We start from the raw sequence: 21,630 nt of genomic DNA, 5'->3' as shown, positions 1-21,630 counted from the left end.
TAATGTAACATCACAGTATAATAGGGGGCTGATAGCGGTGCCGGGGACGGAACTCGGTTCGATCACGTTCCGAGCAGTCCGATCCGACGCACGGATCGGCCACCCGGGCCCAGTACACGACCCAGCAATCCCCGGACGCGATAGACCTCGTGCTGTCGATACCGACGGCTGCACCGTGAGGAGGCACGGTTACGACGGAGTGACAGACATCGATGGTGTCGGGATCGCGTCGGCTGGCTTTATCGTCCTCGTTCGCCGATCGTCACCGAGTACTCGCCCCAGCCGTCGGCGCCATCGACGAGAATGCCGACGTCGGTCGCACCGTCGAGATCGCTCGAAACTGACTCGCTAGCGCCCGAGCCCGCCGACCGATCGTCGTAATCGTCGCGCGTAGGCGTGCGCCCGTCGTACGTGACGTAGAGGTCGAAGTTCGCGAAGCCGGGGCCCTCCAGTTCGACCGTCACCCCGCACGGATCGGACGTCTTGGTGGCGTACGTGTGGACCGCATCGCCGTTCCACCAGGCGAGGAATCCGGATTCGGTCGTCGTCTCCGTCTCGGCGCCGCACTCGCCGCCCTCGTCGCCGACCGTGATCAACTCCGACGCCGAGTCCGTCGCACCGTCGTCGTCGGTGACCGTCACCTCCACCGTGTACTCGCCGGTCGACTCGTAGGCGTGAGTAGCCGTCTCGCCGGTCGCCGTCTCGCCGTCGCCGAATTCCCACTCGTAGCCGTCGATGGAGCCGTCCGGATCGCTCGACGCGCTCGCGTCGACGGAGACGGTCTCGCCCACCGACGGATTCGTCGGCGACGCGTCGACGCTAGCGGTCGGCGGTCGGTTGCCGCCACCGCCATCGTCTGCCGGGTCGGGGAACGTATAGAACCCGCCGTCGCCACCCTGTACGGACGAGTTCGTGGAGATGAAGAATTCACCGGGAACGGCAACCTTGGCGGTCCAGAACGACGCGACGATCGATTGGAAGCTCGCGACCTCCTGTGGGTCCGACGGATCCGAAATATCGTGGACGCGAACGCCACCGTAGTACCACGAGGTGTAGAGGTAGTCGCCGACGATGTCCAGATTGTGCGACGTTCGGTTGCTGCCCGACTCCGGCGGCTGGATCTCCGCGAGGAACTCCGTATCCGTCTTGTCCGAAACGTCCCAGAGTTCGACCCCGAGCGGCTCTTCGACCATCTCCTCTTTGCCGATGGCGAGGATGGTCCCCGCCTCGTTGAGCGTTGTGTAGTGGTCGTTATTCGGATACTTGTCACTGCCGTCCCGAACCTTTCCGATCATCGACGGATCCGACGGACTCGAGACGTCGAGCATCACCGTGCCGTCGTCCCAGTAACTGAGGTAGGCGACGTCGTCTTGCACCCAGACGTCGTGGAGGATGCTGGCGTCTTCGGACAGGCTCCACTCGGTGAGCTTCGTCGGATCGTCGTCGGAAACGTCGATCAGGTTGATCGTCGCGTCCGCACTGTTGATAATGTACGCGATATCCTCGGTCAGGTACGCGTTGTGAATCGGGTACTCCGTCTCGTAAAAGGCGAGTTCCTCGGGGTTCGACGGGTCCGACACGTCGTAGAGGGCCATCCCGTTGACGTCCCCCGCGACACCCGATGGGCCGACGACGATCAGTCGATCGCCCTCGACCTTGACGTCCCACACGTCTTGCAGTCCCGAATCCGTCCGTCTGGCGATCTCCGTCGGATTCTCCGGGTCGGACACGTCGACGATCGCGACGCCCTCGTACAGCGACACATAGGCGGTCTGTCCGTCCTCGCTCACGACGCCCTCGGCGACACCGCCTTCCATATCGATCGAGGCGAGCGGTTCGAACTCCGCCCGTGCACTGACCGTGCCCGTACCGACGGTCCCGCCGACGACCGATGCAGCGAGCGACGAAAGTACCGTCCGGCGATCTGGTGTGAATGTATTCGGAGCCATGAGTAACGACATAGTACAATAATAGGCTATTATAATTTTTGTTTAAAGGTATCGGGGAAATTTGCCGATCGTGTGCGGTCGCGTTCGCGGTGTTTGACCCGCCAGTACCGCCACGGCGGGGACGGACATCGCGGTTACCGCGTGAGACCGATCGACTGTCTGGGGTGTCGAATCGGGGTATCTGCCCGCAATCGGTCGATCGCACCCATCGGGTCGACGGTACTGCAATTAAAGTCGGATCGTTACCGGCCGTCTTCGCCGATCGTCACCGAGTACTCGCCCCAGCCGTCGACACCGTCGACGAGAATGCCGACGTCGGTCGCACCGCTCAGGTCGCCGGTGATGGATTCGCTGGAGCCAGCGCCCGCCGATCGGTCGTCGTAATCCTCCCGCGTCGGTGTGCGTCCGTCGTAGGTGACGTAGAGGTCGAAGTTCGCGAAGCCGGGGCCTTCCAGTTCGACCGTCACCCCGCACGGATCGGACGTCTTGGTGGCGTACGTGTGGACCGCATCGCCGTTCCACCAGGCGAGAAATCCGCTCTCCGTGGTGGATTCGGACTCGGCGCCGCACTCGCCGCCATCGTCAACGACCGTGATCAACTCCGACGCCGAGTCCGTCGCACCGTCGTCGTCGGTGACCGTCAGCGCGACCGTGTACTCGCCGGTCGACTCGTAGGCGTGAGTAGCCGTCTCGCCGGTCGCCGTCTCGCCGTCGCCGAAGTCCCACTCGTAGCTCGTGATCGATCCGTCTGGATCGCTCGACGCGCCCGCGTCGACGGAGACGGTCTCGCCCACCGACGGATCCGTCGGCGACGCGTCGAACGCAGCCGACGGTGCCTCGTTGTCCCCTCCGTCTTCGCGCGGATCGGGGAACACGTACAGTTCAGTGTTGGCGTAATCGTTCGCGATGAACGACTCGCCGACGACGCCAACCTTGGCCGTCCAGAAGCTGACGTTGTTCTGGCGCCACCAGTAGATCTCCTCCGGATTCGCGGGATCGCTGATATCGTGAACGCGAACGCCACCGCCGTACCACGACGAGTAGAGGTAGTCGCCGACGATGTCGCAGTTGTGCGAGGTTCGAGTCCCACCTTCGGACGGCGGATCGATCTCCGCGAAGAAGCTGGTGTCGGTGGGATCGGAGATGTCCCAGATCTCGACGCCGAGGCCGTCACCGAAGGCCTCCTTGCCGATGATGATGATCGAGGCGTCCTCGTTGACCTGCACGTAGTGGTCGTTGTTCGGGAACTTGTCGCTGCCGTCGCGGACCTTCCCGATCAGTTCGGGGTCGGCGGGATCGGAGATGTCGACCATCGGCGTCCCGTCGTTCCAGTACGCCATGTACATGACGTCGTCCTGCACCCAGAGATCGTGCAGGAGGGGATTGTCGCCCAGGTCGCTCGGTTTGTACCGGCCGATCTCCTCGAACTCGTCGTTCGACACGTCGTACATGACGATCTCCGCCTCGGGATCGTTGATGGCGAACGCGATTCCATCGTCGAGAAAGCAGTTGTGGATCCCGAACCCGTTGTTGAACGCGTCCAGTTGCGTCGGGTTCGCCGGGTCGGAGATGTCGTACAGTCCGATGTCGCGGCGGCCCGCGAGGAACAGTCGATCGCCGTCGACCTTCGCGTCGAGGATCCCGCTGATCCCGGTGTCGCCGAGATTGGCCAGCACGGTCGGGTTCGACGGATCCGAGATGTCGACCGTGGCGAATCCGGTGTCTCGGGAGACGTACGCCACCGTGCCGTCGTCGCCCGTGACGGCCTCGTTCGTCGTTCCTTCTATCTGGACCGTCCCGAGCGGCTCGGTGAGCGCGGCCGAGTCGCTCGTACGGGCAGACGCCGTTGGCCCGGCGCCGAGCGCGCCGAGCGTGGTCGCCGCGCCGATCGATCGCAACACCGATCGTCGCTCGATAGGTGAGTCTGAGTCGGACATACGCCGATACCAACAACATTAATTGTATTAAGTCTATATTTGTATGCAAAATATATCACCTCCCGACCGGCGGCCAGTCGGACAGTTGGTACCGTCGCTACGGTTACTGCGTTGCCATCACAGCTACCGAAATCGTTCGAATCGAAGTACCGGGACGGACGGTCGGATAGCGAAACGGCAGTACGAACGCGGGACAGACAACTGGTTCGAGCAGCGGCGGGTAAGCAACCCGCTCCGCGATGGGAGCGCGGTGACTCCTTACGACCCGTTACTTGACGCCGTCTTCCCCGATCGCCACCGAGTACTCGCCCCAGCCGTCGGCGCCATCGACGAGGATGCCGACGTCCGTGGAGCCGGAGAGGTCGCCGGAGACGGACTCGCTAGCGCCCGAGCCCGCCGATCGATCGTCGTAATCGTCGCGCGTGGGCGTGCGCCCGTCGTACGTGACGTAGAGGTCGAAGTTCGCGAAGCCGGGGCCCTCCAGTTCGACCGTCACGCCGCAGGGGTTGGCGGTCTGGGTCGAGTACGTGGTTACCTCCTCGGTGTTCCACCACGCGAGGAAGCCGTCCGCCGAACCGGAGGCCGACTCCGCACCGCAGTCGCCACCACCGCCGCCGTGATCGCCCGGGTCGGGGAAGGTGTAGAGATAATCGTTGCCGTAGTCGGTGCCGATGAAGAACTCGCCGGGGACGCCGACCTTCGCGGTCCAGAAAGACGCTCCGTCGCCGCGCCAGTTGTAGATTTCGTCCGGATTCGCCGGATCGCTTATGTCGTGGACGCGGACGCCGCCGTCGTAGAACGAGGAGTACATGTAGTCGCCGACGATGTCGAGGTTGTGCGACGTCCGCTGACTCCCGGCCGACGGCGGTTCGATTTCGGCGAGGAAGGCGGTGTCGGTCGGGTCCGTGATATCCCAGAGTTCGATGCCGAGGGGCGACCCGGTCATCTCCTCCTTGCCGATCGCGACGATGGTCCCGTCCTCGTTGGGGATCACGTAGTGGTCGTTGTTGGGGTACCGATCGCTCCCGTCCCGGACCTTGGCGATCGGGCTCGGGCTCGAGGGGTTCGAGACGTCGACCAGGTGGGTTCCGTAATCCCAGTAGGCCATGTAGAGGACGTCGTCCTGCACGTAGATGTCGTGCAGGGGGCTGCCACCGCCGTCGTAGGTCGTGATCTCCGTCGGATCGTCGTCGGAGACGTCGATCAGGTGAATCTGCGCTGCGCCGTTGTTGATGAGATACGCGATGTCCTCGGTGAGGTAGGCGTTGTGAATCGTATAACTCGTCTCGTACCACTCGATGAGCTGGGGGTTCGCCGGATCCGTGACATCGTAGTAGCCCATCCCCCTCGGATTGCCGAAGTTCCCGGGACCGACCGCGATGACGCGGTCACCGGCCGTCTTGACGTCCAGCACTTCGCTCATCCCGGTGTCGGTCCGCCTGGCCAGCTCCGTCGGGTTCTGGGGGTCGGTGATATCGACGCTGACGAAACCCTGGTCGATCGCGACGTAGGCGGTCCGCAGGTCGTCCGAGACGACCCCTTCGGCGATGCCGCCGCCGATGTCGAGCCGCGCGATCGGATCGGCCGATTCGGTATCGATCCCTGCGACATTCGTCTCCGAGGCGAATCTCGTCGCCTCCCTCCCGTTCGCACCGGCCAGATTCGCACCGCCACTGGCCACGCCCAGCGCACCGAGCGCCCCCATCGATCGAAGAACCCGTCGTCGGTTCGGTCTCTCGTCATCGGATGCCATGCTCACCGAGACAACCCATTATTATAAATAAATTTCTTAGATAAAATTATTCAATTTATAGATCATATATAACCGCAGTCATATTCGGCGGGCGAGAGACGCAGGTCGAGGGGAAGGTCGAACCGACCAATGTGGCCGGACTGGTCAGACCTGAATGGGAACACAAACTCGGGGCTACAGCCCACCAACCAGTACACCGGCACTTCGATCTCTGCCACTCGCAACCACTGCCGACGGATCCGTGGCCGGCCCCAGCTGCGGCGCTCGAGAACGAGTAGAGCGTCCGTCACCGACGCGGAAACCCGGCGGGACAGCGCGTCAGCGTGCGGGAAGAGAAATCGCCACGAACGGGGGACGGGTGCTAGTTCGGTTCGATCTTAGGCGCCGTCTTCGCTGATGGAGACGGAGTAGTCGCCCCAGCCCTCGCTGGCCGCCACCAAAATGCCGACGTCCGTGGAGCCGGAGAGGTCGCCGGAGACGGACTCGTTAGCGCCCGAGCCCGCCGACCGATCGTCGTAATCGTCGCGCGTGGGCGTGCGCCCGTCGTACGTGACGTAGAGGTCGAAGTTCGCGAAGCCGGGGCCCTCCAGTTCGACCGTCACGCCGCAGGGGTTGGCGGTCTGGGTCGAGTACGTGGAGACTTCCTCCGTGTTCCACCACGCGAGGAAGCCGTCAGCCGAACCGGAGGCCGACTCCGCACCGCAGTCGCCGCCGCCCTCTTCGACGGTGAGCGACTGGGTCGTGGTGTCGGTGGCGCCTGCGTCGTCCGTCACCGTCAGCTCGGCGGTGAACATCCCGGTCGAGGAGTAGGAGTGGGTCGCGGTCATACCGCTGCCCATCGAACCGTCGCCGAAGCTCCACTCGTAGCTCGTGATCGACCCGTCGGGGTCCGAGGAGGCGCTCCCGTCGAACTCGACGGATTCGCCCACCGTGGGATTCTGGTTCGAAACGTCGAAATCAGCCATCGGCGGCTGGTTGTCCCCGCCGCCGTCCGCGGGGTCGGGGAAGACGAACAGGCGGTTGTTGCCGCCCGAGATGCCTTCGTCGGTGCCGATGAAGAACTCGCCGGGGACGCCGACCTTCGCCGTCCAGAAGGACGAATCGTCGCTCCGCCAGTGATACACTTCCTCGGGGCTGGCCGGGTCGGTGATGTCGTGGACGGTCACGCCCGCGTTGTACCACGAGGAGTAGAGGTGGCCGTTTTTGATGTCGAGATTGTGCGAGGTTCGCTCGCTCCCGACCGACGGCGGTTCGATGTCCGCGAGGTGGGTCGTATCGGTCTTGTCGGAGACGTCCCAGAGCTCGATGCCGAGCGGGTTGCCGCCCAGTTGCTCCTTGCCGATGGCGACGGTCGAGGCGTCCTCGGTCAGAATCACGTAGTGGTCGTTGTTGGGGTAGCGATCGCTCCCGTCGCGGACCTTCCCGATCATGCTCGGGTTCGACGGGTCCGACACGTCGAGCATCACGGTCCCGTCGTCCCAGTAGGCCATCCAGAGGATGTCGTCCTGCCACCAGATGTCGTGGAGGATCGACGCGCCGGAGAGCCCCCAGTTCGTGATCTCCGAGGGGTTGTCGTTCGAGATGTCGATGAGGTGGATCTGGGCCGCACTGTTGTTGATGAGGAACGCGATGTCCTCGGTCATCACCGAGTTGTGAATGGTGTAGCTCGTCTCGTACCACTCGAGGAGTTCCGGATTCGCCGGGTCGGAGGTGTCGTAGAGACCCATGCCGCTCGGGCTCCCGTAGTTACCCGGACCGACGGCGATGACGCGGTCACCGGCCGTCTTGACGTCCAGCACTTCGCTCATCCCGGTGTCGGTCCGCCGGGCCAGCTCCGTCGGGTTCTGGGGGTCGGTGATATCGACGCTGACGAAACCCTGGTCGATCGCGACGTAGGCGGTCTGCTGGTCGTCCGAGACGACGCCCTCCGCCACGCCGCCCGAGATACTGAGCGTCGAGATCGGCTCCTGGGCCGCGCTCCCGTCGAGCGTCGACCCCGTTTCCTGGGCGAGGGCACCCGTCGATCCGACCGCACCAGCGGCAGCGAGGCTGCCGGCGGTGCGCAGTACTGTTCGTCTGTCCGGATTGGAGTTATCGTCCGTCATGCAACAGTCAATGTTTTCCAGAGTATTATTAATCTATTTCAACCATAGATATATAAAATAATTAATTGCAAAGTGATCGGTCCGATATCGGTAGAGGTTGATCGGAAACGGCGGTGCGAGATGTAAGAGCGGACTTCAGCCCTGCCCGCGACGGGGAGCCGTGCGAACGAATTCAGAGTTCGAGGTTCGAGCGCAGCGGTCCAGAGAACCCGTCGACCCGTACACGCGAGGACAGAGCGAGACACGACCGCTCGACACCGGCGTCGGTGCGCCCGGTCGGTGGCAGCCGTACTATCGAGAATCAGTTCGCTTCAGCACGAGGCTATCAATCGGAGCGGCGACCGAAGGCGAACGAGGTCATCGGCGCCCGTCCGCTCGCCGCCGGCTCGAAATGTTCGGTCACGAGGTCGTCGAAAAACGTCAGTCCCAGGCCGCCGAGGTCGCGGTGGGCGTACGTCGCGAGGTACAACCGACCGAGCGTGAGTCCCGCTTCGAGGTGGGCAAGTCGGTAGCCCCGATTTCCGAGCGAATCGACGATTGCGTCGAGATCGGCGAGCAAGTAAACGGTCACGTGAGCGTCGCCGGCCCACGGCTGGTCGAGCGCCAGGTGCGCTTTCGTCTCGCGATCGACGTCGCCGAGGCGACCGAGCCGATCCGTCGCCGGCCGGTACCGATACGAGCCGTCGGGAAGCCCCTCGACACCGGTCGCGAGCACGTACGCGTCGAGGAACGACAGATGATCGGCGTTTCCGCCGTTCCAGTCGCCCGGCACGCCGCGCGTCGCTCGATCGAGGACGGTGGCCACCTGCCGTTTCGTCGGGCCGTCATTGGCGTAGTCCCGACACGAACCGCGGCGGAGGACGACCGAATGGAACGGGTGCGCGCCGGCTGTCGCGGGATCGGCCGGCGCGAAATCGATCCGCTCGGTCGTCCCACCGGTCGCCAGTTCGTCCGTCGCTCCGCTCGCCGTCTGGGCCGGGGAGTCCCCGGCCGGCGGGCCGTGACCGTCCCTCGAACCGACTGGCTCGGAACCCGTTCCGTTCCGTCCACGGCTCGGATCGGAACGAAACGCCCGAACGCGGTCCCGCCACTCGTCGGCGTCGGATCCGTCCGTCAGCGAACTGGCCGTCCACGCGTCCCTGATAGCCGAGACCGACACCGCCTCGTTCGTTGGCGATTCGATCGACGGATCGATCGCCTCGAGGGTCGTCGAGGCGGGCGCGGACCGACCGTCGCCGATCGGAACGACCGCGGTGGGACCTTCCTCGGTCGGATCGACGCCGAGCAGGCGAGCCACTTGGTCGTCCGCGAATCCGGCGACGACGTCTGCGGGGAGCGAACACCCGTGGGCCGCGGCGAGCAGATTCGCCAGGACGGTCCCGCTATCCCAGAAGGCGTGTCGGTAAGTCCGATCGGCGTACTTCCAGGCGTTGCGCCACCAGTGTGACGTCGTCACCACGGTCACCGGCGCGTTCGAGACGCGCTCGGCCGGTCTCGAGCCGGTCGACGGGTCGCCCACCGCCGTCGCGAGCGCGTTCCGGACGTCGCCAGTCCGGATGGCGTCGAGCCCGAATCGAGTCGGGTCGAAGTGGTAGACGCCCGCGTCGATCCCATCGAGATCGCCGCAGACGACGTAACACTCGACGTGATAGAGCTTGCCGGTGCAGGAAGCCGCGCGGAACGCGTACGGCGCCCCGTCCCGTTCGACCACGCTCGTGATCCCGGACGCCTCGTAACAGAGCGTCGCGACGGTCTCGGCGTCCACCCGGTCTGAGGCCGGCCCCGCCGCGTCTGGACGCGGGTCGGTCCGCGTCTCGGTGAGCAGCGACAGCGTCGAACTCCACGGCGGTGCGATTCCGTCTAGCTCGACGACGGGGCGATCCGCGTACCGCTTTTCCGGTGGCGGTCGAGTCGTCGAATCTCGATCCGGTGCCGCGTGGATATCCTCCGGGTGGTGGTTCGTCGCCTCGTGAAACGAGCGTGCGTCGGTCATACCCACAACGTACGGCGGCCCGACCAAAGCTATTGGGCCAGCCGAACGAGGCCATTGGCTCGGATCGACCCCCTCGCGCAGCCGGCCGAGCGATTTGGAGTTCCGCGAGCGTCGACGGCCGCCCTCGAGACCGCAACCGTTTCGGTGGGGGTGATCGTAGCGACGATATGGTCGATCGGGTCCGACTCTACGCCGCACCAACGACCCAGGCGGACGCGGACGAGCTGGCGTCGTGGCTCCGCGAACGCCTCTCGGTCGCGTTCGAGGAACCGCCGTCGGTTACCGTCGAAGAGCGGTTCCTGGATCGGTACGCGACCGAGGACCTCCCGCGCGAGTTCGCGAGCGCCAGGGTCACGTCGCCGTACGACCGCGAGACGGGCTCCACCATGCTCGGCATCGTCCGGTACGAGGAACGCGCCCTCGAGGACCCGACCCGCGAGGGCGGCGTCCTCTACGACGGGCTGGCCGTCCAGCGCGCGCTCAACGGACGCCTGCCAGAGAACGACGCCGATCTCTCGACGGCACACGTCGTGTTGCTCGATCGCGCGCTCGGCACCTGGGGCGACCACGACGGGCGCTGGCACAAGCGCGTGAGCGTCCTGGGCCAGCCCGCGCTGTGCTCCGTCCCCGGCCTCTACGAGGCGCCGGCCAAGCCCGAGGGGTACTACAAGGAACAGCAAAAACACGCCATGCTCGCGGGCGACGCGCCGCCCCGCGAAGTCCTCGAGAACCAGGTCGACGGCGACTTTCTGATCGAGGACGACCCCCGGACGACCGACGCGCTCAAGGGGTACGTCCTCGGGGCAGTCCACTACCTGACGACCGGGGAGGCGTTCTGCGAGACCGAGGGCTGTCGGCTTTACAACGCCCACTACCACGAGACGCTCGTCGAAGCGCAACTCCGCGACCCCGCGTTCTGTCCCGAACACGCCAGGCGGTACGACCCTGACGGGAGACGGACAGACGGTTCGGCCGCCGAGTAACGACCCGGGGCCTCAGAACAGGTTCGCTTGCTGGTGCACCGAGATGCCCTCGTTGGTGATCTCGTAGGGTTTCTTCTCGCGGGAGTGGTTGGCGTCGCGGATCTTCTGAATCTCGACGGCCAGGCGCGTCTCGCGGAAGTCGTCGGGGCGAACGTACTGGAGGACGAACACCGCGTCCGTGAGGTACTCGACGATGCCGTATCGCGAGGCATATGGCGTGTTCTCGGCCGCTTCGCTCGTCAGGAGCGCCGTCACGCCCGCCCGTTTCAGGCTCTTCGTGAAATCGTAGATCTCGTTGCGACGGGCGGCGCGGTCCTCGTACATCATTTCGAGCAGCGAGACCGAATCCAGGACCAGTCGACTCGCCCCGAAGTCCTCGATAAGCGCCGGGAGTTCGTCCTGGATCGCATCAAGCTGGGTCGCCATCTCGACGGGGTCGACGTCGACGATGGCCAGATCGCCGCGGTCGTCGAACTCGTCGAACCGCCAGCCCTTCTCCGTCGCGCTGTTGATGACGCGCGAGCGCGACTCCTCGAGCGTGATGTAGACGCCTCGTTCCCCGTTTTCGAGTCCGTGGTTCAGAAACTGCAACCCGCAGGTCGTCTTGCCCGTCCCCGCGCTTCCGATGGCTACCATGAGCGACCGTTCCGGAATGCCGCCCTGGATCATCTGGTCCAGCCCCTCGATTCCCAGTTGAATGCGCGCAAGCGACGTCTCGAGATCCTCGTCGAAATCCGGCGTCCCCTCGTCGAGGCCGAAGTCGACGTCGGAGAACCTGTCAGGCCCGCCGCCGGACCCGCCCATCGACGGCGCCCCGGCGGACTGGAGCGCGGATCCGAAGTCCTCCTCGAAGAGTCCGTCCGACTCGTCCGCGGACGCGGTCGCCTCCGGCGCAGCCGGTTCGGACCCAGCGGTCGACCGCGCCGTCGTTTCGGCGGAATCGCCGCCCGCGACAGTGTCGACGGGCGCCGATCGGTCGTCCGGTTCGTCGGATCCGTTGGCCTCGCCCGCCGTGTCGAACCGATCGATCGCTGTATCGGCCTCGTTCCCGTTCCGGCCGAGGGCAGATTCCGTCGCCGCTCCGTGCTCGATCGTGTCGTCCGTCCCGTCGTCGGTCTCGGCCGGGTCGGTCTCGATCTCCGTCCCCTCGTGGGCCTCGATCGGCTCGCCGTCGGCCGCTTCCGATTCGCCCTCGCCCCCCGCCGATTCGTCGTCACCTTCGACCGGTTCGTCGTCGGCCGCCGCCATGGCGCGTTCGAACCAGTCGTCCTGCAACTCTTCAGCCATCGAAATCACCGGACGGTGTCGCACTCAGCCGGCGCTCTGTGGACGAAGCCGATAGTGCGCGACCGGCGGGAGCGGTGGGGGTCACAGTGACGTCCGTCGTTACGCGAAACGGTCGGATTCCACGAAGATATATGTTGTTGCCGTAGTCGGAGCTTCGCAGACGGGTCGCCCGCGTCACAGTGGCACGTCTGCCGCTGGGCCCGTCGTCCCCCACTCGGACGCAACCGGTGCCCGCAAGACTGGCCAGCGACGGTCGGACTGAGGCACGCCGCGATCGACGCCTCGTCGTTTCCGGCGTCTCGCCCCCTGAGGTGACAGTCCGCTCGACCGCCGTCACCGCTCTCGCCCAACAACTATTTCAGGGTCGGGCGACAGGTGCCGCCAACAACCGTGCAATCCGCGTTCGCACACCGCTGTGGGGGCCGCCTGCGTCCGGCGGCCGGCATCACTTGCTTCGTCGGGGCCAGCGGGTTGTTCGCCGCTGGTGGCCTCGTCGCCGGCGGGCTGGCAGCCGGAACGATCCTGCTCGGTTGCGCGCTCCTGGCCCGGTGGGTCGAGACCGTCGACCGACGGACGCACGCGACGGTCGCCCTGGGGCTCTGGCTGGTCGTCCTCGGTGGGTCGCTGTCCGTCGGTCTCGGCCGGAGCGCCGCGTCGGTCGCGTTCCAGGGTGAAGCCGAACTCGTCCACGCGGTCGTCGGTGTCGCCCTCGCCGGCATCGTCACGACCGTCTACCTCGCGTTCCGCGAGTACGGCTCCTCGTCCCGCGTTCCCCCGTCCGACGACATTCTCGAGACGGGTCCGGAGTACTGACACGGAACGGGGGCGTTGCCGTCCACGAGAGGACCGACGCCTCCGCTGATCCGACCCGCCGATCGGTCCGGATGAGCGGAACAATCTTGAGGATGCCACGAGAAGGCGAATACGCCACACCATGTCCGTCTCGAACCCAGTTTCGGAGGCCGTGGAGAACCTGATCCACGAACCGACGCAGGTCCACGAGCGCGGCGTCGACCTGACCGCCAGCGTGCTCTACCGGATCTCCGAACCCGGGGCGCTCGACTTCGGCGGTGACGAAGCGGCCGACGCCGACCTCGAACCGGTCGAGTCGGTCCAGCGATCGGCCGAGGACACCTACGAGTGGTGGGAACTCGACGGCGGCCAGTACGTCGTCCAGTACAACGAGTTCCTCGCCGGCGAGCCCGAGGCCTCGCTGTTCCTCCAGCCGCGAAACGAACTCCTCGCCCGGGGCGCCTCCCACCCGTCCGTCCTGGTCGACTCGCATCTCCCGCTCCTCGCGCTCTCGGTGCCGGCCGGCGGCATCGACCTCAAGGAGAACGCGCGGATCTCCACGCTCGTGGCGGTCGACGGGGCGCCGTCGCCCGACTCGAGCGCCTGACGGTCGGTCGTCGCGCTCCGTGCTCGATGGGCCGCTCACTCCTCGCGCCACTTGATCGAGCAGCCCCGCGAGGGCTGCCAGTCGAGATCGACGGACTCGCCGGCGAGAACGGCGTCGATCGCCTCTCTGATGTGATACCGGGTCGGCTCGTCGTCCGGGTTCAGGGCGTCGTCGAGCCGTCCCTGATAGGCGAGGTGCCACTCACCGCCATCGCACTCGAAGAGGTACGGATCCGGCGTACAGACCGCGCCGTAGGCGTCGGCGACGGCCTGGGATTCGTCCCGCAGGTACGCGTCCCAGTCGATCGTTCCGTCCTCGACGAGTTCGACCATTCGATCGAGGGAGTCCTCGGGGTACTGTTCGGCGTCGTTCGGGTTGATCCCGACGACCGCCGCGTCGTCGTACTCGGCGGCGAGTTCGTTGAGCACGTCGAACTTCGCCTCGGCGTACGGACAGTGATTGCACGTGAACACGATCAGCAACGCGCGGGCGTCGTCGAACGACTCGAGGGTGTGAGTTTCGCCGTCCGCCCCGCGCAGTTCGAAATCGGGGGCCGCGTCCCCCGCTTCGAGAGCCGGTGAGGATTCCATCTCGACCATGTGGGTTGCACGGCCGGAGCGGCCAAAAGGGCGCGGATCGAGTTCCCGTCGACCGGACCCTGCTGTATCGGAAGGCGGCCGAACCGGCGGACGATCGCAAACCGGCACGACCCGCCGGCTCGAACAGTTATGTACCTCCCGCCACATCGCCAGGATATGCAAACGATCGAGGTGACGGACGCACAGCACGCGTTTCTCACGCAGCTTCGCGAAGAGCTCTCGCGCGAGGTCGTCGGCCGATACGGCACCTGTCGGGACTGCGACGCGGTCCAGTTCCTGATCGACCATCTCGACACCGACGGCGACCTGACGCTCGACGTCGACGCCGGCGACGGGACGACGATCAGCTTCGATGGCATCGACGACGAACTGACGACCGAGTCGGCGCCGAACGCGGCGGACGAATCCGGCGAGGACGCTGACGATGACTCCGACGAAGACGCCGACGGCGAATCTACCGATGACGCCTCCGAAGAGCCGGCCGACGAAGGCGAGGCGGAGACCGGCGACGACGACGCGATGCTCGATAAGATGATGAACCTGCTGGACACCCACGAGGAAAAGTGGGCGGAGTCCCCCGCGGGGGACTACCGCTACCGCGTCGAGTTGCCCGACGGCGGGACGGAGGACGTCCAGACGAAAGACGACGTCAAAGCGATCCTCTTCCGGGAGTACTGACCCCAAACACGGCACGTCGAGAGTCGACGGTTCCGAAGCTGTAATACGTTCGGGGTGAATTACCACCACCATGATCGGGTCGCGCGAGCGAACTGACCGTACCGAGCTGCCGAGTGTCCCCCTCGTTACGAGCGCTCGCGCCGCCGCCCGACTCGCCACCAATCGATCACCGGACGTCGCTGCCGGTTCCTCGCCGTCGCCGGAGGGTCGGTGATTCGATGATCGACCCCGCAGACCGGGTGACAGCGGTCGACTCCTCCGGCATCCGCGAGTTCTTCGAGATCGCCGCCGAGCGAGACGACGTGATCTCGCTGAGCGTCGGCGAACCCGACGTCTCGCTCGCCCCGGCCGTCCGGACGGCCGCGATCGAGTCGATCGAATCCGACCGGACGAACTACACGGCAAACCGGGGGATGCGCGAGCTTCGCGAGGCGATCGCGGACCACGTCGAGCGGTACGACCTGACGGTCGAGCCGGAGGCGGTCCTGGTGACCGCCGGTGCCAGCGAGGCGATCGACCTCGCGCTCAGGGCGCTGGTCGACCCCGGCGACGTCGTCGCCATGGCGGAACCGAGTTACGTCTCGTACCCCTCGGGCGTGACGTTTTCCGGAGGCGAGGTTCTGCCGGTCGAGACGTCACCCGACGAGGGGTTCGAACTCTCGGTCGAGAGACTCCGGGCGGCCGGTGCAGAGGCGGCCGACCTCCTCCTGCTCAACTACCCGAACAATCCGACCGGTCGCACCTACGATCGGTCCACGCTCGCGGAGATCGCCGCGTTCGCCCGGGAGCACGATCTCGCCGTCGTCGCCGACGAGATCTACGCCCCGTTCACCTACGACCGCGAGCACGTCTCGATCGCCTCGCTGCCGGGCATGGCCGAGCGAACGGTCGTGATCAACGGGTTCTCGAAAGCCTACGCGATGACCGGCTTCCGGCTGGGCTACGCGATCGGCCCGACCCGCGTCGTCGACGCCATGAACCGCATTCACCAGTACACGATGCTGAGCGCGCCGACGACGGCCCAGCACGCGGCGCTGGCTGCGCTCGAATCGGGTGACGACGCCGTCGCCGAGACGGTCGCGACCTACGACGACCGGCGACGCGTCGTCACCGATCGACTCGCCGAACTGGGCTTCGACTGTGCGGACCCGAACGGTGCGTTCTACGCCTTTCCCCGGATCCCGGGCGGCGGGGACGACACCGCGTTCGCCCGCGACCTCCTCGAGGACGCGGGCGTCGCCGTCGTTCCGGGAAGCGCGTTCGGCACCGCGGGAGAGGGACACGTCAGACTCTCGTACGCGGCATCGCGCTCCCAACTGGCGGCGGCGTTCGAACGCATCGAAACGTTCCTGCGCGATCGGCCGACCGTCGCCGCACGGGAGTGACGCCGGCCGTCGGGCCGGAAGAGCCGCCATTCGCCGCGCCGGCGGCCACGACACTGAAATACTCTCCGTCGAAACGGGCGAGACGAACAGCGCGCGAACGTCCCCGAGACGCGAGCCGACGACACCGCGTTCACCCACGCACGATGACGGTACACCCAAATGTCCGGTGACTCAGCCCTCGAACGCATTTCTGACGTCTACTTCACCGTCGACAGCGACTGGCGACTGACCCACTGCAATCAGTCCGCGCGAGGACTCTTCGACGACTCGAACGAATCGGTCGCGGGACGCCTGCTCTGGGACGTCCTTCCGCCCGGCCTGGACGAGACGTTCTCCGAGGTCTGTTTCGAGGCGATGCGGTCGGGCACGATGCGGACCGCAGACTGTTACGCCGAGAGCGGCGACACCTGGTACGAATCGCGCGCCTACCCGACGGAGTCCGGCCTCTCGGTGTTCCTCCTCGACATCGACGAGCGAAAACGCAGGGAGTCACACCTCGAACAGCAAGCGGCGGTCGTGTCGGCGCTCGACGACGGCGTCATCACGCTCGACGCCGACTACCGGATCGTCTCGGTCAACGAAACCGCCGGCCGGGCGCTCGGCATGGACGAAGCCGACCTCGTGGGGGAACACGTCGACCTCGTCACCGATCGCGCGTCGATCCCGGACGACGATACGGTCGCGATCGGCCGGGCGATCGAGGAGGTCGGAACCGGAAAGGCGACGCAACGAACCCTCGACGTCAGCTACATGGTCGATTCGTCCACCGATCACCGGGCCGAGGTCCGGATCGCGCGAATCGAATCGACCGAGGCCAGCCTGGCGCTGGTCTTTCACGACGTGACTGATCAACGCGACTTCGAACGGCTCGTCCACTCGTTACACGAGGTCACCCGCTGGTTGCTCGAATCGTCCGACCCGGAGGAGATCTGTGCGATCGCCGTCCACGCGGGCAGCGACCTGCTCGAACTGCCGATCAGCGGCATCTGGTTGCTCGATCAGGAGCAGGGCTACCTCGATCCGATCGCGGGGACCGCCGGGGCGCACGAGGAGTTCGGCGGCCTCCCGCGGTTCGGACCGGGCGAGGGGCTCGTCTGGGACGTCTTCGAGGAGGGTACCGCGACCCTGTACGACGATCTCAGCGAGGAGTCGGGCGTCTACAACCCCGAGACGCCCTTAGAGAGCGAAATCATCGCGCCGATCGGATCCTACGGCGTCCTGATGACGGGGTCGTTCCGAGCGAACCGCTTCGACGAGACCGACCTCGAACTGCTCTCGACGCTGGCGGAGAACACGCGCGCCGCGCTCGACCGCGCGGATCGAGAGCGCATCCTCCGGGATCGTACCGAGCGCCTCGAACGCCAGTCGGAGCGACTCGAAGCGGTCGCGACGGTTCTCTCCGAGGAGCTGAAAGCAGAGCTTGACGATGTGTCGAACTCGCTCGAACCGGAGGGGGGCGAATACGAGCTGGATTCGACGGTCGAATCGGTCGACGAGGCGGCCGCGACGCTCGACCGCGCGGAGCGACTGATCGACGACATTCGCGAGTACGCCCGCAACGCCACGTCGGTCGGACCGCGCGCCCGAATCGACCTGGAGACGGCGATCGACGACGCCGTCGCCGCCTCGCGACTGGAGAGCGCCGCCGTCGTCGTCGAGGACGGGGCGACGCTGCGAGCCGATCCCGATCGGTTTCGATACCTCCTCGAAACCATCTTCAACGACGCGGCGAGCCGATCCGTCGGTGACGTCACGATCCAGATCGGGACCGTGGGCGTCGACGTCCGACCGACCGGTTCGCGCGGCTTTTACGTTCTCGACGACGCCTCGAAGAACCCGCCGTCCGGGTCGGCGTCGATACCGGACTTCTCGATCGACGAGCAACCGCGGGACGGACTCGGCCTCGCCGTCGCCCGGGCCATCGCCGAAGCGCACGACTGGTCGGTTTCCATCGGCGTCGGCGAGCGCGGCGGGACGCGGTTCGAGGTTCGCGACGTCACCACGCTGGAACCGACGTCAGACTGACGGGATGGTTCACTCGACCGGCTGATCGGCGTGCTCTCACTCTGAGGGCGCGGTTCGACGGGTGAGATCCTCGCACAGCCGGCGGTAGACGTCCTGGTCGAACAGCTGGGCCATCGTGTCGTCCACCCGGGTTCGCAACACGGCCAGTTGATCTTCGAGTGCGGCGTACTCCTCGCTCGTCTTCCGTTCGACCTCCGACTTCTGGGCGTCCAGCAGCGCCTTCTTGGCCGCCAGCGAGAAGTACTCCTGCAGTTGCTCGTCGTACGTCGACCGGAGGAGTAACTGGTTGACGACCGTCGTGAGGTCGTTCTTCGAGACGGGTTTGACGAGGTAATCGTCGAATCCCATCTCGATGATGTCGAAGTCGGGTTCGACGGCGGTCACCATCGCGACGCGACAGTCGAGTTCGCGGTCCCTGATCGTATCGAGGACGTCGTCGCCGGAGAGCCCAGGCATACGTCGGTCCAGGAGAACGACGTCGACGGCGTCGTCGATCAACTCGAGCGCTTCCGAGCCGTCGTAGGTCTTCTCGACCGTACACTCGTCTGCGAGCCAGGCGGCGTACAGGTTCGCCAGATCAGGCTCGTCTTCGACGATCAGGACGTGTGGCGATTCGACCATGCAGTACCTCGGGGGATAGTCGAAGCCAGACGGCCGACACTCAAGAAGATGTCGGCAGATACCGGCCAAACATACCGATTCTGAAACGATCCCGTCGGTCCCGACCCCGCGGTCATTTCATCTGCAAGACGCCGGCCGGTTGATGCTGCAACGGCACGACTTCGACCGTCGAATCGCACGTATTGACCCGTTCATACAGGCAGTTATCGGACGTTGCTCCGTGTCGATTTGGTCCGATGCGATGGGAAGTCATAGTGTGCTACTTCGTTTCGCTTCAGCATGAACAACGGCGAAAGCCATTCTGACAACCGATGCCGTGTTCCGGAACCGGCCCGGTGTATTCGAAGCGGCCGTACGACCGCGGTACCGAAATCCCTCCCTGAACCGCGACGCCGCGAGCCGTGTCGATCAGCCCATCGAGGCGGGTGTCGGGGATCGGCGAGACGGTCGGTGGCGTTTCGCAGTGGCCACGCGAACCGAGATCCGTTACGCGAGTTCGTCGGTGATGGTCGACCGAAGCGATGCGATCCGCTCGGCGTCGAGACGAAGCGACGACGCGCCCGCATCGATTGCCAGCTCGCCGGACGTCGTCGGCGTACCCAGAGCCGTGACCGACGCGCGATCGCCCACCAGTTCGCGCACGCGTTCTGGATCCGTCGACTGGACCAGCACGCGACCCGGGCGCTCGTCGAAGAGGATCTCCGCGGGGTCGGCCTCGAACGGCGACGCCGAAAGGTCGACCGAGAGCCCGGCGTCGGGCGAGATCATCTCCGCGAGCGAGACGGCGAGCCCGCCGTGGCTGACGTCGTGGACCGCCCGCGTCGAGTCGGCCAGCGCGACCGACGCGATCGCGTCGACGAGCGCACCCGGATCGTCCGGGAGGGCGGGGAATCGGTCGCTCCCGTCGTACTGACCGAGGTAGACCGACCCGCCGAGCGCCGGCTCCGTCGACGCGGGGTCCGGGCCCACGAGCAGGAGGTCGCCCTCGGCTGTGGCGGCCGCGGGAGGCGCGTCGACGCCGGGCCGCGAGCCGACCATCGCGAGCGTCGGCGTCGGCGGGATCGGCCCCGACGGCGAGTCGTTGTACAGCGAGACGTTGCCGCCGACGACCGGCACCGAGAGGTCGGCGCACATCTCGGCGAGGCCGTCGACGATGCCCGTGAAACCGCCGTAGACGCCCGGCTTCTCGGGATTACCGCCGTTGAGGCAGTCGACCGCGGCGAGCGGGCTCGCGCCCTTCGCCGCGAGGTTCGTCGCGTTCTCGAGCGCGACCGCTCGCGCGCCCTCGTAGGGCGCCACGCTCGTCCAGTTCGGCGCCGCGCCGCTCGAGATGGCCAGACCGACTGGCCGGTCGGTCGCGTCGGCGGTCCCCACGGGCGCTTGCGACCCATCCGCGGCCGCGTCGGTCGCCGGCGCAGTCACCTCGTCGAGGGCGACGATCGCCGCGTCGTCGCCCGGTCCGAGGGCCGTCCGGGTCCCGACCTCGTGGTCGTACTGGCGGTACACCCAGCGTTTCGACGCCGTGTTCGGACTGGCGACGACCGATTCGACCGCCGTCCGCAGGTCGGGCGTCAGCGAGGGAAGCGACCGGGTCGGGGACTCGGGCTCCGTCGCGGGGAGGTCGTTCATCGGCGCGCCCTCGCCCAGGAACTCCGCGTCGACGTCGACGATCACGTCTCCCTCGAACGAACAGCGGTAGGTGTCTTCGGTCACCTCGCCGATCACCGAGCAGCCGAGGTCGAACCGCTCCGCGATCTCGGCCGCGCGATCGACGTTCTCGGGCGCGATTTCGTAACACATGCGCTCCTGGGACTCGGCGAGCAGGACCTCCAGGCCCGACATGCCGGGTTCGCGCTGGTGGACGCGTGAGAGCTCGATGTCGGCGCCGAGTCCGCCCTTCGCGACGAGTTCGCTCGAGGCACCGCCGAGACCGGCGGCACCGAGATCGCGAGCCGATTCGACGAGACCCGCCTCGACGAGGAGCTCGTTGGCCTCGATGAGGCGCTTTTCCGCGTACGGATCGCCCACCTGCACCGCGGGGCGATCCTCCGTCTCCGCGTCCTCGTCGAGGTCCTCGCTCGCGAAACTCGCGCCGCCCAGCCCGTCCCGGCCGGTCGCGTTGCCGAACAGCACCAGCTTGTTTCCCGCTTGCTGGGCCTCCGCCGTGACGAGTCGGTCGGGATCGAGCAGTCCGACGCAGGCGACGTTGACCAGCGGGTTCCCCTCGTAGTCCGGGTGGAAGTCGACGCTGCCGGCCACCGTCGGCACGCCGATGCAGTTGCCGTAGTGGCTGATGCCCTCGACGACGCCCTCGAAGAGGTACTTCGCGTGCTCGTCCTCGAAGTCGCCGAAGTAGAGGCTGTCCGCGAGCGCGATGGGGTAAGCCCCCATCGAGAGGGTGTCCCGGACGATGCCGCCGACGCCCGTCGCCGCGCCGTCGAACGGGTCGACGTAGGAGGGGTGGTTGTGGCTCTCGATACCGAGCGTGATGTAGATAGGATCAGAATCGGCGGCGGTCGGGACCTCGACGACGGCCGCGTCGTCGCCGGGACCGATAACGACGTTCTCGCCGTCGCTCTCGAACGCCGAGAGGAGCGGTCGGGACGAGCGATAGGCGCAGTGTTCGCTCCAGAGATTTTCGAAGAGCGCCGCCTCGGCCGGCGTCGGCTCCCGGCCGAGTTCCTCGACGACGAGTTCGCGATCGGACGCGGAGAGACTCATTAGGAGAGGCAAGCCAACCGCGGAGTAAAGGGGTTTCTATGTGGACGGCGGACGCGTCGGGTCGCGCGATATCGGCCGAGTGGGGAGGGGTCGAACCGAGCATCGCAATCGGTGGGCCGCCTCCGTTCATCGACCCCACTTTCCGCTTGCTCACCGGGCAGTCGGTGATCATTTACCCGGCCGGCGCCCAGGAAC

The 21,630-nt window shown here is 66.2% G+C and carries 15 protein-coding genes; 6 read left to right on the top strand and 9 right to left on the bottom strand.

Features of this window, described 5'->3' with window-relative positions:
* Positions 1-239: 239 nt before the first annotated feature.
* From MXA07_RS09295 to MXA07_RS09275, 5 genes are all read right to left on the bottom strand, one after another.
* Positions 240-1,949, bottom strand: coding sequence for a PKD domain-containing protein (locus MXA07_RS09295; RefSeq protein ID WP_247728327.1), 1,710 nt, complete (start codon positions 1,947-1,949; stop codon positions 240-242).
* Positions 1,950-2,191: 242 nt separating this feature from the next.
* Positions 2,192-3,886 carry a PKD domain-containing protein gene (locus MXA07_RS09290; protein WP_247728326.1) on the bottom strand — a complete coding sequence of 565 codons (1,695 nt, stop codon included), beginning with the start codon at positions 3,884-3,886 and terminating at the stop codon, positions 2,192-2,194.
* 268 nt (positions 3,887-4,154) lie between these two features.
* Positions 4,155-5,639: an LVIVD repeat-containing protein gene (locus MXA07_RS09285; RefSeq protein WP_247728325.1), complete on the bottom strand. Its 1,485-nt coding sequence runs from the start codon at positions 5,637-5,639 to the stop codon at positions 4,155-4,157.
* 377 nt (positions 5,640-6,016) lie between these two features.
* Positions 6,017-7,744, bottom strand: coding sequence for a PKD domain-containing protein (locus MXA07_RS09280; protein ID WP_247728324.1), 1,728 nt, complete (start codon positions 7,742-7,744; stop codon positions 6,017-6,019).
* Positions 7,745-8,069: 325 nt separating this feature from the next.
* Positions 8,070-9,737: a SagB/ThcOx family dehydrogenase gene (locus MXA07_RS09275; RefSeq protein ID WP_247728323.1), complete on the bottom strand. Its 1,668-nt coding sequence runs from the start codon at positions 9,735-9,737 to the stop codon at positions 8,070-8,072.
* A 167-nt stretch (positions 9,738-9,904) separates the two neighbouring features.
* Between MXA07_RS09275 and MXA07_RS09270 the strand changes: the two genes are divergently transcribed.
* A complete protein-coding gene (locus tag MXA07_RS09270) occupies positions 9,905-10,720 on the top strand; it encodes a DUF7001 family protein (protein ID WP_247728322.1) in 816 nt (271 codons plus the stop codon).
* 12 nt (positions 10,721-10,732) lie between these two features.
* On the opposite strand, the gene MXA07_RS09265 is transcribed toward MXA07_RS09270, so the two are convergent.
* Positions 10,733-12,007 (bottom strand): KaiC domain-containing protein, encoded by a 1,275-nt coding sequence (locus MXA07_RS09265; RefSeq protein WP_247728321.1) that lies wholly within the window; start codon positions 12,005-12,007, stop codon positions 10,733-10,735.
* Positions 12,008-12,397: 390 nt separating this feature from the next.
* Here MXA07_RS09265 and MXA07_RS09260 point away from each other — a divergent pair, with 390 nt between their 5' ends.
* Together MXA07_RS09260 and MXA07_RS09255 are read left to right on the top strand one after the other, a co-directional pair.
* Positions 12,398-12,820 carry a hypothetical protein gene (locus MXA07_RS09260; protein WP_247728320.1) on the top strand — a complete coding sequence of 141 codons (423 nt, stop codon included), beginning with the start codon at positions 12,398-12,400 and terminating at the stop codon, positions 12,818-12,820.
* A gap of 121 nt (positions 12,821-12,941) precedes the next feature.
* Positions 12,942-13,406, top strand: a complete 465-nt coding sequence (locus MXA07_RS09255) for a dCTP deaminase/dUTPase family protein (RefSeq protein ID WP_247728319.1) — start codon at positions 12,942-12,944, stop codon at positions 13,404-13,406.
* A 35-nt stretch (positions 13,407-13,441) separates the two neighbouring features.
* On the opposite strand, the gene MXA07_RS09250 is transcribed toward MXA07_RS09255, so the two are convergent.
* Positions 13,442-14,005, bottom strand: coding sequence for a thioredoxin family protein (locus tag MXA07_RS09250; protein WP_247728318.1), 564 nt, complete (start codon positions 14,003-14,005; stop codon positions 13,442-13,444).
* Between the two features lie 156 nt (positions 14,006-14,161).
* Between MXA07_RS09250 and MXA07_RS09245 the strand changes: the two genes are divergently transcribed.
* The 3 genes from MXA07_RS09245 (at position 14,162) to MXA07_RS09235 (ending at position 18,093) form a co-directional block, all read left to right on the top strand.
* On the top strand, positions 14,162-14,683 hold the full coding sequence (locus tag MXA07_RS09245) for a hypothetical protein (RefSeq protein WP_247728317.1): 522 nt from the start codon (positions 14,162-14,164) through the stop codon (positions 14,681-14,683).
* A 218-nt stretch (positions 14,684-14,901) separates the two neighbouring features.
* Positions 14,902-16,068, top strand: coding sequence for a pyridoxal phosphate-dependent aminotransferase (locus MXA07_RS09240; protein ID WP_247728316.1), 1,167 nt, complete (start codon positions 14,902-14,904; stop codon positions 16,066-16,068).
* Positions 16,069-16,227: 159 nt separating this feature from the next.
* On the top strand, positions 16,228-18,093 hold the full coding sequence (locus MXA07_RS09235) for a PAS domain-containing sensor histidine kinase (protein ID WP_247728315.1): 1,866 nt from the start codon (positions 16,228-16,230) through the stop codon (positions 18,091-18,093).
* Between the two features lie 36 nt (positions 18,094-18,129).
* Here the strand turns inward: MXA07_RS09235 and MXA07_RS09230 are convergent, their stop codons facing one another.
* A complete protein-coding gene (locus tag MXA07_RS09230; RefSeq protein ID WP_247728314.1) occupies positions 18,130-18,714 on the bottom strand; it encodes a response regulator transcription factor in 585 nt (194 codons plus the stop codon).
* Positions 18,715-19,200: 486 nt separating this feature from the next.
* Positions 19,201-21,435 carry a phosphoribosylformylglycinamidine synthase subunit PurL gene (gene purL, locus MXA07_RS09225; RefSeq protein WP_247728313.1) on the bottom strand — a complete coding sequence of 745 codons (2,235 nt, stop codon included), beginning with the start codon at positions 21,433-21,435 and terminating at the stop codon, positions 19,201-19,203.
* Positions 21,436-21,630: the final 195 nt, after the last annotated feature.

Source organism: Halovivax limisalsi, from assembly GCF_023093535.1.
Lineage (GTDB): Archaea > Halobacteriota > Halobacteria > Halobacteriales > Natrialbaceae > Halovivax > Halovivax limisalsi.
Note: the sequence above shows the minus strand (reverse complement) of the source record. Positions and strands in the feature narration are given on the sequence as shown.

Bases quoted from the DNA above. Each gene is read 5' to 3' on its own strand.
- MXA07_RS09270 (WP_247728322.1), top strand. From the start codon at position 9,905: ATGGTCGATCGGGTCCGACTCTACGCCGCACCAACGACCCAGGCGGAC.
- MXA07_RS09250 (WP_247728318.1), bottom strand. From the start codon at position 14,005: ATGGTCGAGATGGAATCCTCACCGGCTCTCGAAGCGGGGGACGCGGCC.
- purL (WP_247728313.1), bottom strand. From the start codon at position 21,435: ATGAGTCTCTCCGCGTCCGATCGCGAACTCGTCGTCGAGGAACTCGGC.
- MXA07_RS09280 (WP_247728324.1), bottom strand. From the start codon at position 7,744: ATGACGGACGATAACTCCAATCCGGACAGACGAACAGTACTGCGCACC.
- MXA07_RS09290 (WP_247728326.1), bottom strand. From the start codon at position 3,886: ATGTCCGACTCAGACTCACCTATCGAGCGACGATCGGTGTTGCGATCG.
- MXA07_RS09285 (WP_247728325.1), bottom strand. From the start codon at position 5,639: ATGGCATCCGATGACGAGAGACCGAACCGACGACGGGTTCTTCGATCG.
- MXA07_RS09255 (WP_247728319.1), top strand. From the start codon at position 12,942: ATGTCCGTCTCGAACCCAGTTTCGGAGGCCGTGGAGAACCTGATCCAC.
- MXA07_RS09275 (WP_247728323.1), bottom strand. From the start codon at position 9,737: ATGACCGACGCACGCTCGTTTCACGAGGCGACGAACCACCACCCGGAG.
- MXA07_RS09265 (WP_247728321.1), bottom strand. From the start codon at position 12,007: ATGGCTGAAGAGTTGCAGGACGACTGGTTCGAACGCGCCATGGCGGCG.
- MXA07_RS09295 (WP_247728327.1), bottom strand. From the start codon at position 1,949: ATGGCTCCGAATACATTCACACCAGATCGCCGGACGGTACTTTCGTCG.
- MXA07_RS09230 (WP_247728314.1), bottom strand. From the start codon at position 18,714: ATGGTCGAATCGCCACACGTCCTGATCGTCGAAGACGAGCCTGATCTG.
- MXA07_RS09235 (WP_247728315.1), top strand. From the start codon at position 16,228: ATGTCCGGTGACTCAGCCCTCGAACGCATTTCTGACGTCTACTTCACC.
- MXA07_RS09245 (WP_247728317.1), top strand. From the start codon at position 14,162: ATGCAAACGATCGAGGTGACGGACGCACAGCACGCGTTTCTCACGCAG.
- MXA07_RS09240 (WP_247728316.1), top strand. From the start codon at position 14,902: ATGATCGACCCCGCAGACCGGGTGACAGCGGTCGACTCCTCCGGCATC.